At 44.4% G+C, this 17,910-nt stretch carries 15 protein-coding genes; 11 read left to right on the top strand and 4 right to left on the bottom strand.

The features are described from left to right. Positions 1–79 precede the first annotated feature (79 nt). The 4 genes from rpsA to pyrF all read left to right on the top strand — a co-directional run bounded on the left by rpsA (position 80) and on the right by pyrF (position 3,539). Positions 80–1,756: a 30S ribosomal protein S1 gene (gene rpsA / locus FTU67_RS06395; protein WP_005177527.1), complete on the top strand. Its 1,677-nt coding sequence runs from the start codon at positions 80–82 to the stop codon at positions 1,754–1,756. A 160-nt stretch (positions 1,757–1,916) separates the two neighbouring features. Further along, the gene (locus tag FTU67_RS06390; protein ID WP_005177533.1) at positions 1,917–2,222 is read left to right on the top strand and encodes an integration host factor subunit beta; all 306 of its coding nucleotides are present in this window, start codon (positions 1,917–1,919) and stop codon (positions 2,220–2,222) included. Positions 2,223–2,247: 25 nt separating this feature from the next. Then, positions 2,248–2,613 (top strand): lipopolysaccharide assembly protein LapA domain-containing protein, encoded by a 366-nt coding sequence (locus FTU67_RS06385; protein WP_005177535.1) that lies wholly within the window; start codon positions 2,248–2,250, stop codon positions 2,611–2,613. 245 nt (positions 2,614–2,858) lie between these two features. Then, on the top strand, positions 2,859–3,539 hold the full coding sequence (gene pyrF, locus FTU67_RS06380) for an orotidine-5'-phosphate decarboxylase (RefSeq protein ID WP_104488985.1): 681 nt from the start codon (positions 2,859–2,861) through the stop codon (positions 3,537–3,539). Positions 3,540–3,608: 69 nt separating this feature from the next. Here pyrF and FTU67_RS06375 read toward each other — a convergent pair whose 3' ends face one another. Continuing rightward, on the bottom strand, positions 3,609–4,517 hold the full coding sequence (locus FTU67_RS06375; RefSeq protein ID WP_180054538.1) for a lysine exporter LysO family protein: 909 nt from the start codon (positions 4,515–4,517) through the stop codon (positions 3,609–3,611). Positions 4,518–4,558: 41 nt separating this feature from the next. Continuing rightward, positions 4,559–6,088 carry an NAD(P)/FAD-dependent oxidoreductase gene (locus FTU67_RS06370; protein WP_180061558.1) on the bottom strand — a complete coding sequence of 510 codons (1,530 nt, stop codon included), beginning with the start codon at positions 6,086–6,088 and terminating at the stop codon, positions 4,559–4,561. Positions 6,089–6,245: 157 nt separating this feature from the next. On the opposite strand from FTU67_RS06370, the gene FTU67_RS06365 reads away from it, so the two are divergent. The 5 genes from FTU67_RS06365 to FTU67_RS06345 all read left to right on the top strand — a co-directional run bounded on the left by FTU67_RS06365 (position 6,246) and on the right by FTU67_RS06345 (position 13,351). After that, the gene (locus FTU67_RS06365) at positions 6,246–7,253 is read left to right on the top strand and encodes an AraC family transcriptional regulator (RefSeq protein WP_168389801.1); all 1,008 of its coding nucleotides are present in this window, start codon (positions 6,246–6,248) and stop codon (positions 7,251–7,253) included. 83 nt (positions 7,254–7,336) lie between these two features. Then, positions 7,337–8,491 (top strand): cell division protein ZapE, encoded by a 1,155-nt coding sequence (gene zapE / locus FTU67_RS06360; RefSeq protein WP_005177549.1) that lies wholly within the window; start codon positions 7,337–7,339, stop codon positions 8,489–8,491. Between the two features lie 379 nt (positions 8,492–8,870). Then, positions 8,871–11,036 (top strand): malate synthase G, encoded by a 2,166-nt coding sequence (locus FTU67_RS06355; RefSeq protein WP_005177554.1) that lies wholly within the window; start codon positions 8,871–8,873, stop codon positions 11,034–11,036. A 135-nt stretch (positions 11,037–11,171) separates the two neighbouring features. After that, positions 11,172–12,614, top strand: a complete 1,443-nt coding sequence (locus FTU67_RS06350) for an aldehyde dehydrogenase family protein (protein ID WP_180061557.1) — start codon at positions 11,172–11,174, stop codon at positions 12,612–12,614. A gap of 68 nt (positions 12,615–12,682) precedes the next feature. Further along, the gene (locus tag FTU67_RS06345; RefSeq protein WP_005177558.1) at positions 12,683–13,351 is read left to right on the top strand and encodes an SOS response-associated peptidase; all 669 of its coding nucleotides are present in this window, start codon (positions 12,683–12,685) and stop codon (positions 13,349–13,351) included. Between the two features lie 23 nt (positions 13,352–13,374). Here the strand turns inward: FTU67_RS06345 and FTU67_RS06340 are convergent, their stop codons facing one another. Beyond that, the gene (locus FTU67_RS06340; RefSeq protein WP_005177561.1) at positions 13,375–13,839 is read right to left on the bottom strand and encodes a MarR family winged helix-turn-helix transcriptional regulator; all 465 of its coding nucleotides are present in this window, start codon (positions 13,837–13,839) and stop codon (positions 13,375–13,377) included. Between the two features lie 992 nt (positions 13,840–14,831). Here FTU67_RS06340 and FTU67_RS06335 point away from each other — a divergent pair. Then, entirely contained in the window at positions 14,832–16,352 is a 1,521-nt protein-coding gene (locus FTU67_RS06335; RefSeq protein ID WP_005177562.1) for a transporter associated domain-containing protein, read from the top strand. 99 nt (positions 16,353–16,451) lie between these two features. Here FTU67_RS06335 and FTU67_RS06330 read toward each other — a convergent pair whose 3' ends face one another. After that, on the bottom strand, positions 16,452–17,309 hold the full coding sequence (locus FTU67_RS06330) for an alpha/beta fold hydrolase (protein WP_180061556.1): 858 nt from the start codon (positions 17,307–17,309) through the stop codon (positions 16,452–16,454). A gap of 116 nt (positions 17,310–17,425) precedes the next feature. On the opposite strand from FTU67_RS06330, the gene FTU67_RS06325 reads away from it, so the two are divergent. After that, complete coding sequence (locus tag FTU67_RS06325) at positions 17,426–17,887, top strand: hypothetical protein (RefSeq protein WP_005177567.1); 462 nt, start codon at positions 17,426–17,428, stop codon at positions 17,885–17,887. Positions 17,888–17,910: the final 23 nt, after the last annotated feature.

Here is a 17,910-nt window from a genome sequence, read left to right as displayed (position 1 = left end):
CAGTTTTATACGGACTATGTAAACGCTTAACTAAACCGGCCTTGTCTGATCCAAGACCGCTGACTTTATCGGAAATATCATGACCGAATCTTTTGCAGCCCTCTTTGAAGAAAGCGAATTAAACCTCAACGTTGAAAAGGGTGCTGTCATCCAAGGCGTTGTAGTAAGCATCGACTCTGATTGGGTAACAGTTGACACTGGCCTTAAATCTGAAGGTATTGTTGACCGTGCTGAATTCTTAAATGAACAACGTGAACTTGAAGTTCAAGTTGGTGATACTGTTGATGTTGTTGTTGAAGCTCTCGACAACGGTATGGGTCAAACAGTTTTATCACGTGAAAAAGCGAAACGTGCTGAAACTTGGACTAAACTTGAAAAAATCTTTGAAGACGGCGAAATCGTTACTGGTGTTATCTCTGGTAAAGTTAAAGGCGGTTTCACTGTTGACATCGGTCCAGTTCGTGCGTTCTTACCAGGTTCTTTGGTAGACACTCGTCCTATCCGTGACACCACTCACCTTGAAGGTAAAGAGTTAGAATTCAAAGTTATCAAGCTTGACGCTAAACGTAACAACGTTGTTGTTTCTCGTCGTGCTGTTATGGAAGCTGAATCTTCAGCTGACCGTGAAGCGCTTCTTGCTCAGCTTGAAGAAGGTCAAACAGTTACAGGTACGATCAAGAACCTTACTGATTACGGCGCGTTCGTTGACCTTGGCGGTATCGACGGTCTTCTTCACATCACTGACATGGCTTGGAAACGTATCAAGCACCCATCAGAAGTTGTTGAAGTTGGTCAAGAAGTTACTGTTAAAGTACTTAAGTTTGACAAAGAACGTAACCGCGTATCTTTAGGCCTGAAACAATTAGGCGAAGATCCATGGTTAGCGATCATGAGCCGTTATCCTAAAGGTTCTATCGTTAAAGCTCGCGTAACTAACTTAACTGACTACGGTTGCTTCGCTGAAATCGCTGAAGGCGTTGAAGGCTTAGTACACGTTTCAGAAATGGACCACACAAACAAAAACATCCACCCATCTAAAGTTGTTCAGATCGGTGACGAAGTTGACGTTATGGTTCTTGAAGTTGATGAAGAGCGTCGTCGTATTTCTCTTGGTATCAAACAAACTCGTGCTAACCCATGGGAAGAGTTTGCTAAGAACCACGACAAAGGTGAAAAAGTTTCAGGTACAATCAAGTCAATCACTGACTTCGGTATCTTCATCGGTTTACCAGGCGGTATCGATGGTCTAGTTCACTTGTCTGACATCTCTTGGAACGAACAAGGCGAAGAAGCGATTCGTCGTTACAAGAAAGGTGACACTGTTGAAGCGGTTATCCTGTCTGTAGACGCTGAAGGCAACCGTATCAGCCTTGGTATCAAGCAATTGAACAGCGATCCATTCAACGATTTTTTGGCTGCTAACGAACGCGGTGCGCTGGTTAAAGGTACTGTAACTGCAGTTGACGCGAAAGGCGCGACTGTTAAGTTAGCTGACGAAGTTGAAGCAACTCTGAAAGCATCTGAAATCAACCGTGATCGCGTTGAAGATGCAACTAAGTTCTTAGAAGTTGGTCAAGAAGTTGAAGCGAAAATCATCAACGTTGACCGTAAGTCTCGCTCTATCAACTTGTCTATCAAAGCGAAAGACGAAGCTGAAGAGAAAGAAGCAGTAGCTAACTTACGTCAAGCAACAGCTTCTCAAGACAATGGTCCTAAGACTATTGGTGATCTGATCAAAGCTCAGATGAACCACTAAGTAGCCGTGGAAAAGTATGATTAATGTAATTTAACTCTTACTTTTTACACAAATACTGTAAACGGTAGCGTAGTATTAACTTATTGCGCTACCGTTTTGTATTTAAACAGGTTATTATCGGTTTTGAGTTAAAGTAGCTTGATAATTAAAGAGGTCGCAGATGACTACTGAAGCACTTAATAAGTCTGACTTAATAGAGCGAATTTCCCTAAAAAATCCACATTTAGCGGAACCTTTAGTTGAAGAAGCTGTTAAGATTATGATTGATCAAATGATTGAATCACTGTCTGCAGATAACCGAATTGAAATTCGTGGATTTGGTAGCTTTGCATTACATCATCGTGAGCCACGTGTAGGTCGTAACCCGAAAACGGGCAAGTCAGTTAAAGTGGCGGCAAAAGCGGTACCTCATTTCAAACCAGGTAAAGCATTGCGCGATGCAGTGAACGCATCTGCAGAGAAATAATTAATTTATATCCTGAGGTGTGTTTATGCGTTACGTCTTAGTCGCATTATTGATTGTACTGTTTGGCTATTCATTGGCTCTGGTTTTACAAAACGGGACCGAGCTGTCGGTTGACCTTTTGTTCACTCAAGTTCCAGCCATGCGTTTGGGGTTGTTGTTATTACTGACCCTGGCATTGGGTGTTGTTGTTGGACTTTTACTGGGTGTGCAGATTTTCCGCGTATTCCAGACCAGCTGGGAAATCAAGCGACTGCGTAAAGATATTGACCATCTGCGCAAAGAGCAAATTCATACGGCACAGTTGGCAGCGGCTGAGGCAGCTGCAAATACGCGCCATGAAAAAACGGTAGTCGATATTCATCCGAATGATCGTTCATCTACACCTTTATAGTGGACGCTTGAATAAAGTTGAATGGCTTTTTTGAGGTCTGCAACTTGAAATATTTAACGCTTAAGAGCTGATCTCCTAAGCGTTTTTTTATGCAGCCATGTTTTGAAACGCTTAGTTTAATCCATAAGGTTTTATAAATAAGCAGTTTAACTTAACTGCTTTGCTTATATTCAATAAAATTCACTTGGTTGCCAGATTTGAAATTCGTATAATGCTTTAATTTTGTCAGTTTTAAGGGTCTTCTCATGAGTATTATCGTTGCTTTAGATGCAAAAAGTCATTACGACGCAATGACAATTGCCGAGCAGCTAGACCCAGCCTTATGTCGGGTCAAGGTCGGTAAAGAGCTGTTTACCCATGAAGGGCCAGCAGTGGTTAAAGCACTGCAAGATAAAGGCTTTGAAGTTTTTCTGGATTTGAAATTCCACGATATTCCTAATACCACGGCTCAGGCTGTATGTGCGGCAGCAGACTTAGGGGTGTGGATGGTGAATGTGCATGCCTCTGGCGGCCGAAAAATGATGGAAACCTGTGTAGAGCGCTTAAAAGCAGGGAATTACAATACCCAGCTTATTGCTGTGACTGTTTTGACCTCAATGGGTCGTGAAGATTTACGTGATATCGGTTTAGATATTGAGCCATTTGAACAGGTGAAGCGTTTAGCTGCCTTAACCAAAGACAGTGGTTTAGATGGTGTGGTTTGTTCAGCGCAAGAAGCCAAGATGCTGCGTGACAGCTTGGGTCAGGAGTTTGCTCTGGTAACGCCGGGGATTCGCCCTGAAGGTTCAGCTGCAGATGACCAGAAGCGTATCGTCACGCCTAAACAGGCAATGCTGGATGGTTCTACACATCTGGTGATTGGTCGCCCAATTACCAAGGCGGAACATCCTCGTCAAATGCTTAAAGATATTCTAGCGACGTTGTAATCTTCCTAAACCCCCCTTTTCCAAAGGGGGACTCCTCCCTTTGTAAAGGGAGGTTGGAAGAGGTTAAATCTAAATCACTGCCAGAATACTGACCACGATAGGTGCCAATACTGACAACACAAAACCACTGACCATGGCATGAGGAATAAAGTCATTGCCACAGGCCTGTTTCACCATTGGTAAGGTCACATCCATCGCTGTAGCGCCGGCAGAAGAAATGGCCGCACGCGGATAACGCCAACCAATCAGATACATCAGCACAATCGCAAAGATTTCGCGGAATAAATCATTCATCAGGGCAATACTGCCCAGTTCAGCTGTACGCAGTTCACTAATTACAATCCCGCTCATGGAATAAAAGCCATAGCCTTGCGACAGCATGATCAGATCTTTTAGGGAAATATGTGATAGCCAGAATAAGCAGAACAGCGCCCCTAAAATCGAGCCAACAATACAGCCTACTGGCACCAGCAGGATGTTCCAGTTTAACCAGGAACGGTCAAGCGGTGCGCGTGCGAGATCAAAGCCAATCATCAGCATAAAGACCAGCAATAAATGCCAGGTACTAATATGTAAATTGAGCTGCCAATATTCACTGCCCAGATAAAGCAGATAACCAGCGGCTAAAGCAATGAAGGCATAACTGATATTGAGTAAGGATTGTAGTACCAGACTAAAGGATACGCGTCCTTGGCTGGGCTGAAAGCCGGCCCATTTAAACAGGCCATAACAGCAGGCGAAAGCACCGAGACTGGTGCTAAATGAAATCAGCATTGCGCTGGTTAAAATACGTTCCGGTTGAGGAATTTGGTTTAAAGTCTGGGCAAATTCAAGTGAAATGGCGATCAGTAGAATATAGCTAAAATAAGGTAACAGTTTTAGCATAAGCTGTTGCAGCCAGCGGGGAAACCGGGCTGCAAAGGCATAGCCGAGATAGAGACAAAATAGTAGCTGGAAAATAAGCCAAAAGGATTGCATCTATACTCGCCTAAAATCAATTCCTGCTTATTATGCCTGAATTAGCTGGCCAGCTGTTGTTTTGCACGTTTATTCAGTAAGCGATAATCGGCCGGATTCACTTTCTGGGTTTTTAACCAGTATTTCCAGGTATAGGTCGGCCAGAGGGCAAAGTTTTTACCGCCATCTTGCTGATACCAGCTGACACAACCGGATTGCCAGATGGTTCCGGCCAGCATCTCCTGAACATAACGGTTATAGTCATCATGAACCTGATCTTTAATGACTATGGCATCGGTCTGGGTACGTTCGCCCAGCTTGATCATCTGCAAAATATAGTCAACCTGTGCCTCAATCATAAACACTACGGAATTATGCGCCAGCACGGTATTGGGGCCTAGCAGCTGGAACAGGTTGGGAAAGCCTTTGGTGCAAATGCCATAATAACTTTCGGCGCCATCTTTCCAGGCCTGTTTCAGCTCCACGCCATGTTCACCGACACAATCAAACGATTTCAGATAAATGCGCGGATCGGTAATAAAACCGGTGCCATAAATCAGACAATCAATTGGGCGTTCTTTGCCATCTTTGGTGATGATGCTGTGTTCAGTCAGCTCCTGAATGGCATCAGTCACCAGTTCGACATTGGTGCGATTAAAGGTCGGATAATATTTATTGGAGACCAGAATACGTTTACAACCCATAATATAGTCAGGAATCAGCTTGGCGGCGATGCGTTTGTCCTTGACCTGATATTTTAAAAAGGCTTCGGCCAGTTTCTGGGTATATTTCATTACCCCTGGTTTTACAATCGGCACCACGCGGGATTCATTGGACCAGTACAGGCGGGCGCGGTGCAGTTTTCTAAACCAGTCAAACTTTTTAAACAGCTTTTTTTCAAGCTGGCTATAGAGTCGTTCATCGCGTGGAATGACCCAGGCGGCGGTACGCTGAAACACATACAGTTGTCTGGTTTGTGGGGCAATTTCCGGAATATATTGAATGGCACTGCCGCCAGTACCAATTGAGGCGACATTTTTACCGTTTAAGTCGTATTGATGATCCCACTGCGATGAATGAAAGACCTTGCCTTTAAATTTTTCGATCCCCGGAATATGTGGAATTTGCGGCACATGCAAGGGTCCGGAGGCAAATACCACGTATTGGGCAATTAGCTTGCGCTGCTGATTGAGCTGTAAATGCCATTCGCAGTCCTGTTCCTGATAATGCGCAGACAGGACTTCAGTCTGAAACTGGCAATAATCTCTGAGCTGGAACTGATCGGTCAGGCCCTGAATATAGGCAAAAATCTCTGGCGCTTCGGCATAGCGTTTTGACCAGTCGGTTTTGGGCGCAAATGACAGGGAATACATATGCGATTGCACATCACAGGCCGCACCCGGATACTGGTTTTCCCGCCAGGTGCCACCAACCTCATTGGCTTTTTCCAGAATCATAAAATCGGTGATCTGTTGCTGCAGCAGGCGAATAGCCATCGCCAGGCCACCAAAACCGGCACCAATAATGGCAATTTTAGTTTTTTGAACGGCATGATTTGTAGAAAAATCATGATTTGACAATGCATCATGCATAGTTGTATATCCTTTTCTTTTTATTTCTATGATTAGCATATAAGCGGGTCAGTGCAGATGCCATGATAGCACTGACAAAAAAATTGATATTTTCGGCAATTTAAAAATAGTGAATGATATAGTAAAACAGATACACAGACGTGACTCAAGCGCCCCTATGAAACGATCCATTCTCGGTCTCATGTACTTAATTCAAGGTATGCGAAATGCCGGAATTGATGTGGATGAGCGTTTGCAAAGTATCGGGCTGCATGCAGATGCACTGGATGCCAGTTCGGTGATTCATCCGCGGTTGGAACTGGATATTCTGAAGATTATTGGCGCCGGGGTGCGACCTGAGCAGGGTATTTTTATTGGCCAGCATTATGCACTGGCCGGTTATGGTCCCTTGCTGATGTTACTGGTGACCTCTGACACTATTGCGACCGCGATTGAAAAAGGCATTCAGTATCAGGGGCTGACTCATCTGACCGGGCAGCTAAAGCTGAAACATGAAGCAGATCGGGTGGCGCTGCAATATCTGCCGAATGATCTGGATAGCGATTTGGGCATGCTGCGGGCACAATGTGAAATTTCCGGGACTTTCAAGTTTATTCAGGATCTTTACAAGATGATGAGCCTGAATGTGCCGCAAATCCGTATTGAACTGCCATTTGCACGGCCAGATCAGGCGCAGGCCCTGGTGGCTTATCATGACTATTATGGTCATGACTTGTGTTTTGGCCATGACCATGCAGCGTTCTGGTTCGAGCAGTCGGTGCTGGAAGTGAAAATTCCATCCGCCGATTCAATTACCTTTAAGACCTTTGAAGAAAAGTGTATTGAAGAGCTGCAGCGCTTAAAACTGGAAGATCAGGCACCGACCTTGGTGCAGCGGGTCAAAGATTATCTGGAATTGCAGCAGGGCGTGATGCCGACCATGGCCGAAACCGCGCAGGCCTTACAGATTCCAGAGCGCACCTTGCGTCATCAGTTACAGCAGCTGAACACCAGTTATAAACAGATTCGTGAAGATTTAATTAAAGACAAGGCATTGAGATTAATTGAATATCAAGCTTATTCAATTGAAATGATTGCAGAGTTACTGGGTTATTCAGAACCTGCGGCCTTTAATCATGCCTTTAAACGCTGGTTTGGACAAAGTCCGCGCCAGTATGGGAAATAGCCTAAGCATTTTAAACCCAAAGTGGTATATTGTGCGGCGGTTATCTTCGTTATCATTTATTAACCCCAAAAGTACTGAATAATATGTCTGACTTCAACTCATCCCACAACACAGCATATACTCCATTGTCTCCGGCAGAACGCTATGCACAGGCGTTGGCGTCGGGGCAGTTCATGCCAGATGAAGCACAGGCCGAAGCGGTACACGAGCTGGATCGGGTGTGGCAAGAGTTAATTCAGCGTTATAAAGCCTCGAAAAAGGCCTTCCGCCGTTTTCGTCGTCAGACATCTCCGCGCGGTGTGTATATGTGGGGTGGGGTTGGACGCGGTAAAACCTGGCTGATGGACCAGTTCTATGAATCAATTCCGTTTCGCCGCAAAATCCGTATGCACTTCCATCACTTTATGCAGCATGTGCATCGTGAACTGAACAAACTGTCAGGGCAGCGTAACCCGCTCGATACAGTGGCTGACCAGATTTATAAAGATGCGGTGATCATCTGTTTTGATGAATTCTTTGTATCTAACGTGACCGATGCCATGATTCTCAGCGACCTGTTCCAGAAGCTGTTTAATCGCGGTATTACTTTGGTGGCCACCTCAAACATCGCGCCAGATGGCTTGTATAAAAATGGTATTCACCGTGACCGCTTTATTCCAACCATTGAAATGGTGAAAAAGAACTGTGCCATTTTAAATGTCGATGCAGGAGTGGATTACCGTTTACGCGTGTTAAAACAGGCGCAACTGTTTAAATCACCGCTGACGCATGACCATAATGTCTGGATGGCGCAGCGTTTTGATGCGCTGACTCATACCCAAACCCATTCGGATGAGCCCATTACCATCAACAACCGTTTAATTGAAACGGTGGCGCATACTGAAGATGTGTTGTGGTGTGAATTCTCGGAAATGTGCCTGAAACCGCGTAGCCCAGCTGACTATATTGAAATTGCCAACCTGTACAATACCGTGCTGGTCAGTAATGTGCCGCATTTAACCGATTATCTGGCCGATGGTACACGCCGTTTTATTTATCTGGTCGATGAGTTTTATGATCGTGGCGTAAAGCTGCTATTAACCTCAGAAGATTCGATTATTGAACTTTACCAAGGTGAAAAACTGGCCTTTGAAATTGAACGGACGCGTTCACGTTTGCTGGAAATGCAGTCAGATGATTATTTACATGCAGCGCATCGTCAGATTTCAGCTGCGGGTGCATCGACTGAAGCATCTTAATACTGAATTCGACATATTTAAAAAGCGTCCAACCGGGCGCTTTTTTTGTAGCAAAAAATCTTTGCTGCTTTTATCGACATTTTGTTCAATTCATGGCTTAATCTTGGCTAATAATAAAACCCGGAAGGGCTGAAGTGCCGAATTTTCTTTACAATTCTGAACTTAAGTCTAATTCCGACATTTCAAAAACTTTATACACTGTAGGTTATATATTTCGCTTAATGATAATGTCACATCCTAAGATTATTTTATTTTTAAATAACAATATTTATTTAATAAAAAATGATCACTATTTAGCAATGTGATAATACTATTCAGCCAAATATAAATCGGTATACTAGAATCTCTTGTATAAAAAGTAGCAATATCAGGAAAGACAATGACTGCACGTATTCAAAAAGGCAAGTTAGCGATTGCTAAAGAACTTTACGATTTCATCGAAAATGAAGCATTACCAGGTTCTGGTTTAGACAGTGACACCTACTGGAAAAACTTTGAGCAAGTCGTTGTCGACCTTACGCCTAAGAACAAGGCATTGCTTGCCAAACGTGATGATCTGCAAGCGAAGATTGACGAATGGCATCGCAATAACACATTTGAACTAGAAGCTTACAAAGCTTTCTTGTCTGAAATTGGCTACTTATTACCAGAAGTAGAAGATTTTCAAATTACGACTGAAAATGTAGATGAAGAAATTGCATTACTGGCAGGCCCACAGCTGGTTGTCCCTGTACGTAATGCGCGTTACTGCCTGAACGCAGCCAATGCACGTTGGGGTTCTCTATATGACGCACTATACGGCTTTGACGTAATCTCTGAAGAAGATGGCGCAGAAAAAGGCAAAGGCTATAACCCGAAACGTGGTGAGAAAGTTATCGCATTCGCGAAAAACTTCCTGGATGAAACTTTCCCGTTGGCGCAAGGTTCACACGCAGATGCAACAAAATATGCGGTTGAAGGCAATGCACTGGTTGTTAGCCTGAAAGATGGCTCAACTACGACTGTTGCAGATGCTGCTAAATTTGTCGGTTATAATGGCGAAGCGGCTGCACCAACTGAAGTTGTGCTGAAAAATAACGGCCTGCACGTCATCATCCAGATTGATGCCAACAGCCCAATTGGCCAAACTGATGCTGCTGGTGTTAAAGACGTAGTTCTTGAAGCTGCAGTAACAACAATCCAAGACTTGGAAGACTCTGTTGCAGCGGTTGATGCTGAAGAAAAAGTAGAAGGCTACCGTAACTGGTTAGGCCTGATGAAAGGTACACTGGAAGAGTCGATTGAGAAAAATGGTAAAACCATTACCCGTAAACTCAATGCTGACCGTACCTTCAAAAATGTTGAAGGCGGTGAAACCAAGGTCCATGGCCGTTCATTGATGCTGCTTCGTAACGTAGGTCACTTGATGACCAACCCGGCGATTCTGGTCGATGGTGAAGAAATTTATGAAGGCATCATGGATGCATTGGTAACACCACTGCTTACCGTGGCTGACATCCGCGGTGAAAACACGATCAAGAACTCGCGTAAAGGTTCAATGTACATCGTGAAGCCAAAAATGCATGGTCCAGAAGAAGTGGCATTTGCAGTTGAACTATTCGAGCGTGCTGAACAGGCGCTGGGCTTACCTGCGAAGACTTTAAAAATTGGTATCATGGATGAAGAACGTCGTACTTCTGTGAACCTGAAGAACTGTATTGCACAGGCGAAAGACCGTACCATCTTCATTAACACAGGTTTCATGGACCGTACTGGTGACGAAATCCATACCTTCATGGAAGCGGGTCCATTCGTTCGTAAAGGCGAAATCAAAGGCCAAAAATGGTTCCCGGCGTACGAAAACCGTAACGTGATGGTCGGTCTGCAAACCGGTTTACGTGGTAAAGCACAGATTGGTAAAGGCATGTGGCCTAAACCAGACATGCTGCTAGACATGTACAAAACCAAGACTGAACATCCAGAAGCGGGCGCAAGCTGTGCATGGGTTCCATCACCAACAGGTGCAGTGGTTCACGCGATTCACTACCATCAAATTAATGTCGCGAACCGTCAGCAGGAACTGCTTGCGACTGAAGCGCTGCCATTAGATGACCTGTTAACGCCACCACTGGCAACAGACACCAACTGGTCTGACGAAGAGAAACTGAAAGAGCTTGAAAATAACTGTCAGGGTATCCTAGGTTATGTGGTTCGTTGGGTTGACCTGGGTGTGGGCTGTTCGAAAGTTCCAGACATCAACGATGTTGGCCTTATGGAAGACCGCGCAACTTTACGTATTTCTTCTCAGCACGTTGCTAACTGGTTACGTCACGGTATCGTCACGCGTGCACAGGTTGAAGAAGTGATGCAACGTATGGCGAAAATTGTGGATGAGCAAAATGCCAACGATCCACTGTACACGCCAATGGCAGCAGACTTTGCCAACAACGTTGCATTCCAGGCAGCGTCTGACCTGATCTTCAAAGGTGGCGAGCAGCCAGCAGGTTATACCGAGCCGCTATTGCACGCAGCACGTTTAAAATTAAAAGGCTATACAGGTGACTAATCCTGAATTTGCCTGATCTAAAAAAGCCTTCTTCGGAAGGCTTTTTTTATGGCAATAATTACACACCGAATAGCACTAGAACTTTCTGTGCAGACCTTTTAGAGTGAGGGAAATCATCAAAATCTGGAAGATGTTATGGGCGCGTATCAATTTCTTGATCAACAGTTTATTGCCGGTGAATGGATCAAGGGCACTTCAACCCGAATCCTGGACAATCTGAATCCTTATACCCAAGAAAGCATTTTAAAATTACAAGGTGCCAGTATTGTCGAGGTCGACAGTGCCTATGCGGCGGCTTTGGAGTATGCTGCAAGGTGGGCAGACAGTTCAGCTGAAGCACGAAAAAACCTGCTGCTGCGTGTGATTGAGATTATTCAGGCGCGTCGGGAGGAAATTATCGACTGGCTGATTCAGGAATCGGGCAGTACCCGTTTAAAAGCCAATATTGAAGTCGATGCAGCAATAGGCATTTTAAAAGAAAGCTCGACTTTCCCGGAGCGCATGTTAACTCAGGAACTACCATCTCCCGATCCGACCCGTCAAAGCTATGCGGTACGTAAACCGCTGGGTGTGGTGGCGGTAATTAGCCCGTGGAATTTTCCTTTTCATTTAAGTATGCGTTCGGTGGCTGCAGCACTGGCGCTGGGCAACACTGTGGTACTGAAACCGGCCAGTGATACGCCAATTACCGGTGGCCTGCTACTGGCGAAACTGTTTGAAGAAGCCGGTGCTCCGATGGGCAGCCTTAGTGTGCTGGCAGGTGCAGGTAGTGAAATCGGCGATTATTTTGTTGAACATGAAGTGCCGAAACTGATTTCCTTTACCGGTTCTACCGAAGTGGGCAAGCGCGTGGGTCAGCTAGCAGTGAGCAGTCCCAATTTAAAACGGCTGGCGCTGGAGCTGGGCGGAAACGCACCTTTGGTGGTGCTGGATGATGCCGATCTGGACTTGGCGGTAGAACTGGCGGTGATGGGGCGCTTTTTGCATCAGGGTCAGATTTGTATGAGTACCAATCGCATTATTGTCGATGCAAAAGTGCATGACAGTTTTGTCGGTAAACTGGTTGAACGCAGTAAAAGCATTCCTTTTGGTGATCCGAATGAAGATACTACAGTGATTGGCCCAATTATTAACCGTGATCAGGTGCAGAAGATTCAGCATATTATTCAGCAAGGGCAAGAGGCTGGCGCGACGCTGGTACTGCAAGGTGCCACGCGCGGTCATGTGATTCCACCGCATATTTTTATTGATGTTGACCCGGCGTCGAGTCTGGCGCAAGAAGAAAGTTTTGGGCCGGTACTGCCGGTGATTAAAGCGCAAAATGAAGCTGAAGCACTGATGCTGGCCAATGCCACACGTTTTGGCTTATCGAGCGCGGTCTGTAGCGCCAATATTGAACGTGCCAAAGCTTTTGCTTTAAAGATTGATGTCGGGATGACGCATATCAATGCCATTACCGTAGCCGATTATCCGAATGCACCTTTTGGCGGTGAGAAAAATTCAGGTCTGGGACGTTTTAATGGTCAATGGGTGTTGGAGGAGTTTTGTCGCACCCACTGGTTAACGCTACCCAGTTAAAGCACAGACGCAACTTAACCGCCTGAAGGCGTATAATAGAGCTGTCTAAACTGAGCAGCCATATTGTCATGTGTGCCAACTTTAAACCGCTTACACCACAACAGCGACAGGATTTAAATCTCCCGGATATTCCTTTTGAATATGAAGATGAGGTCTATCCGGGTTATCACTTGCCTTTACTGTTCAAATCTGAACAGGGACTGGAATGGCGTAAGGTGATGTTTGGTCTGGTGCCGAAGTGGGCGGAAGATAAGAGTATTGCCCATAAAACCTATAATGCCCGTAATGAAACCCTGTTACAGAAACCCAGCTTTCAGGAAGCGGTGCTGAAACGCAAGTTTGGGGTCATTCCGGTAACGGAGTTTTATGAATCCAAATATATTGACAATAAACCGCAGCGCTGGGGCGTGCGCCGTAAAGATGGGCAGGCGTTTTATATTGCGGCTTTATATGAAATTTGCAAAATTCAGGATGAGATTATTCGTTCCTGCACCATGATTACCATGGACGCGATCGACCACCCAATGATGAAAGACTTTCATGAGCCGGGCAATGTCAAACGTTCGGTGATTGTGATTCCACATGCACGTTTGCAGGAATGGCTTGGCCAAACTCAGCCGGATATTCAGCGTTTTGTCGAAGGTTTTCCGGTTGAAGAATTTGAATGCTCGCATGTACCAAAAATAAAAATCGAAAAAGTTAGCCCCCAACTGAACTTTTTCGATTCTTTGTCATAAACAGTGTACAGAATGCTGGATGATTAACGCGATAAGTTATTAAAAATATGACGCAAACTATCCATCATTTTTTCAATCTGTAGCGGGGTTAAACCTTCAAAGGACTGTTCCAGTACCACACCGGTCAGGTCATTGATTTTTTCGGTCATGGCATGGCCCTGATCGGTCAGAATAACCCGGGTGATGCGCGCATCATCTTCACAGGAGTAGGTCTCCACCAGGCCTTCTTCTTTCAGGCGATAGACAATTTTGGTGGTGGTCGACATCTTTGATACCACCATGTCTGACAGGTCGGAAACGCTGGCATTCGGTTTGGCTTTTAGCGCAATCAGAATGCGGCGGCGTGAGTTATCCAGACCATATTTCTTGAGTGCATGATCGACATTTAACACATATTGAGCATGGACTTGGGTTACCCAGTAATAAGGAAACTGCTCAATATTGAAGTCTTCAGTAGAAGGCAGAAATTTGGAATATTTCTTGGTCATTTAGTTATTCCTTGCATTTTTAATTGTATTTGTGTGAAATCCCATCACATTTTATTTGAAATGTCATATGCTTAGCAAGTCGTTTTAATCGTATTCGTCAATAAAAGGCTCAGTCAAAGCGTTTTTATCGGGAGATCAGCTGGCTTAGACTGGGATAGTTAGGGAGAGATCATCCCTATTTTAGTCCTGATAAATGGTCATAATCTTCTGTGTAAACTTCAGTATTTCATCTTAAAGATGCGTATTTTTAAAGTGGTTTAGATGAGTAATGAGGATGAAGGTTTTATCCAGCAATCATTCTGCCCAAAACACCCCAAGGTCTTGTCTCCTAAAAAACAACCAATTTCACTTGATCTTAATTGGCTGTTTTTTTCTGCTTGAAATAGCAACTGATAGAGCGTGACACCTCTCTCGCGCAGTACTTTGATAAACGTATATTTGTTGTATTGTCATATATTTTTATTCGTTATTTTTTGCATGAAAATGATCATGATGATGATGTTAAGAGTGAAGCATTGAGGTTAGGGACTTGCTTATCTTTCTTCAGGATTTACTTTCAAACCGTTTAAGTAAAAGTAACAAATTGCAAACTGGGCTGCATTTATCTCAATACTAGAAATTTGAGTCTTTTAGATAGAAAAATAATATCTTGGAATTTATTTTTTAATAAAATAATAAAAATCAAATATTTATATTTAAGTTGTGAAATCTAGCCCCGATTTTTGCTCTGATTGCAGTCATTTATCTCTCTTTGGAAGTTTTAATAAAACCTGAAATTTAATTACAAACTTGTACTTTTTTTAAGCAGAAAACTTGGCTTAATTTAACCAATACAGGAATTTACCAAAAAAATTCCGAAAAAATGATTACAAAAATAGAAGATTATGCATAATATTTTTATCTACAGTTGAAAAGGTTAAATTTATGGATCCGTCGCCGGGCCCAGGTCTACATTTCGAATTACACGCTAACCCTATCGGAGAGATGAACTAATGGAGTTTTTATTAGATCCGGGAATTTGGGTTGGTTTAATAACACTTATTATTTTAGAAATTGTTCTAGGTATTGATAACCTAGTCTTTATTGCCATTCTGGCAGAAAAATTACCTCCTGAGCAGCGTGATAAAGCCCGTGTGATTGGCTTGTCTTTGGCTTTGCTCATGCGTTTGGGGTTATTATTCGCAATCTCTTGGTTAGTCACCTTGACTCAACCGCTTATTTCGATATTTGATTTAACATTCTCAGGGCGGGATTTGATTCTCCTGTTCGGTGGTTTGTTCTTGGTCTATAAGGCCGTGACCGAATTGCACGAGAAGATGGAAGGCAAGCCGGAAGTTAAAGTGACCACCAATGTGGTTTATGCCAGCTTCACCGCAGTGGTTGCCCAGATCGTAATCCTGGATGCCGTATTCTCTTTAGACTCTGTTATTACCGCAATTGGTATGGTCGACAACATCTATGTGATGATGGCCGCCATGATTGTAGCAATGGCGGTCATGTTACTGGCGTCTAAACCGCTAACAGCCTTTGTTAACCGTCATCCAACCGTGGTAATCTTGTGTTTAAGCTTCCTGCTGTTGATTGGTATCAGCCTGATTGCAGAAGGTTTTGGTTTCCACATTCCGAAAGGTTATATCTATTCAGGTATTGGTGTAGCCATTGCCATTGAAGCCTTTAACCAGTTTGGGCAGCGTAATGCGGCAAAACATGAAGCGAAAATTCCGCTGCGTCACCGTACTGCAGATTCGATTCTGAAGTTAATGGGCGGCCGTATTGAAACTACGGACATGCATTCAAGTGAAGCACAAGAAACCTTTGCGCATGAAGAGCGTTATATGATTGGCGGCGTATTAACGCTGGCAGAACGTTCGGTTGCGTCGATTATGACGCCGCGTAACCAGATTTCCTGGGTGAATATTGAAGATACACCAGAACAGATTCGTGAGCAGGTATTGTCGGTACCGCACAGTTTATTCCCAGTGTGTCGTGGTAGCCTTGACAAAGTCATCAGTATTGTTCGTGCCAAAGAGCTACTGGATGTGCTAGATGATGAAGAAGCCTTTAAGGCGCTGGTGAAACGTCATCGTCCAATTTACATTTTTGAAAAAATGAAAGTTATTGATGCGATCAATACTTTACGTACTTCAAAAGGTTCATTGGTGCTGGTGAGTGACGAGTTTGGTAATGTGCAAGGTCTGATTTCGCCGCTGGATGTGTTTGAAGCGATTGCCGGTGAATTCCCGGATGCCGATGAACAGCCAGATTTAATCCGTGTTAACGAGACCACCTGGAAAGCGACCGGTATGCTGGACGTTTATCAGCTTGAGCTGGAACTGGGTATGCTGGATCTGGTGGAAGAAGATGCAGGCTATATTAGTGTTGCTGGCCTGATTCTGGACAAAACCCAGGGTGATGTTCAAGTCGGTACGCATCTGGACTATCAGGGCGTGCACTTTGAAGTCACCGAGCTGGAAGGTAATCGCATTAAAACCGTGATGATTACCTACGCTTAATTGCCAAAAGTTGGTAAATTAAAAAAGCCTCACTGATGTGGGGCTTTTTCTGTTCTGGTGTTTATTTAAAGCTCATCTTTTTTCAAGAGCGTTACAGTTTTAGATACGTAACTCGGCCGCAATCACCGGCCACAGGTTCTGGTGAGAGCGTTTAAACATCAGCATATGACCAATTGTTTTATGACCATACTGCTGTGGTTTTAGTTCAATCATCCGGGTAGGAGCATTGGGATAAAGGCGCAGTAAATCTTTGACGTTGGCTTCAGTGGCAATTTCATCATGGGAACTCCAGAGCACGCTCATCGGGCTACGGATGTCAGCATGAAAATCTTCAAATACACTTTTACCAATAGCATTGATCACATAACCGGGTTTGCCGCAAAACTCTGCCCATTGCCGGGCCACATTTTTCGGTAAATTTTCACCCATACCAATAGCCTGGGTCGGGCCATATCCATGGGTAATACGAGCAATTGGGAAAATGACCTGAAACATCAGCGGCGCCAGTAATTTGGTGCGTCCCTTAAGACCTTTGACATGACCAGTCGAACCCGATACCGCTACAACTTTGGCTACCTTGGCATGGTTGGGGCAAATCCCCAGCAGCTGGCCGCCAGCACTATGTCCCAATAAAATCACCTGTTCGGCCTGGCTGAGTTGCAATACATGCTCGATACCGGCTGCAATATCCAGTTGTCCCCAATCGACAATACTGGCTTGCGAGTGCTTTAATTTCCCTTGTAAAGAGCCGCCAATACCACGAAAATCAAAACTGAGCACGTCATAACCTTGCTGGCTTAACCACTCGGCAAAAGGATGATAAAACCCTTGAGTAATACCGGTGGCGGGACAAATTAGAACTGGGTAAGGCTGCTTTTCAGCCTGATGGGTATAGAAGCGGCCACTCAGCTGATAGCCATCTGCGCAGGTGATATGGACGGGATCAAACGAAGTCATAGGATGAATATTAAAAAAGTGAATGACTCTAATGTAAAGGAGTTTGCTGTGAATGCGGTTGCAATCTCTGACTTCGGGGTCATGCAGTAAGGCAATTCAAATAAGGACAAAACGAAATGAATGCAATGGATCTTGATGTTGCGGTGAAAGGGGCGATTCTGGCCAGCGGTATATTTTTATGGGTGGGCATGCTGACTGGGGTGTGGAAATATTGGCAGATTCGGCATTCACCGCAGGCGCGTGCTCATTATTATGTCGATATTGCGCATCGTAGCAGTTTGCTCTATGCGCCGGCCAGTCTGATTCTGGCGGCTATGGCTTATTTTTCGGTATGGTCCACCGAACTGAATTTGCTACTGGTGGCAATTAACCTGTTTTTCTTTGCTTTTTCAATCTTGAGTTATGCACTGCATGGTTATTTAAAGGACACCACCAATCAGTTTAAAACTCCGCATCAGTTGGGCAAATGGCATCTGCCAAAAAGTTTAATGAGTCTGGCGATGTTGCTGCTGGTACTGGGTGAGGTACTGGCCACCTTGCTACTGGTGGTGGGTGCGGGATTATATTTATGGGCTTAAGGGTGTGTTGCCAAGCAGTATAA

The sequence above is a fragment of the Acinetobacter sp. YH12132 genome (assembly GCF_013418645.1).
GTDB lineage: Bacteria > Pseudomonadota > Gammaproteobacteria > Pseudomonadales > Moraxellaceae > Acinetobacter > Acinetobacter indicus.
This window is presented reverse-complemented; position numbering and strand designations above follow the sequence as displayed.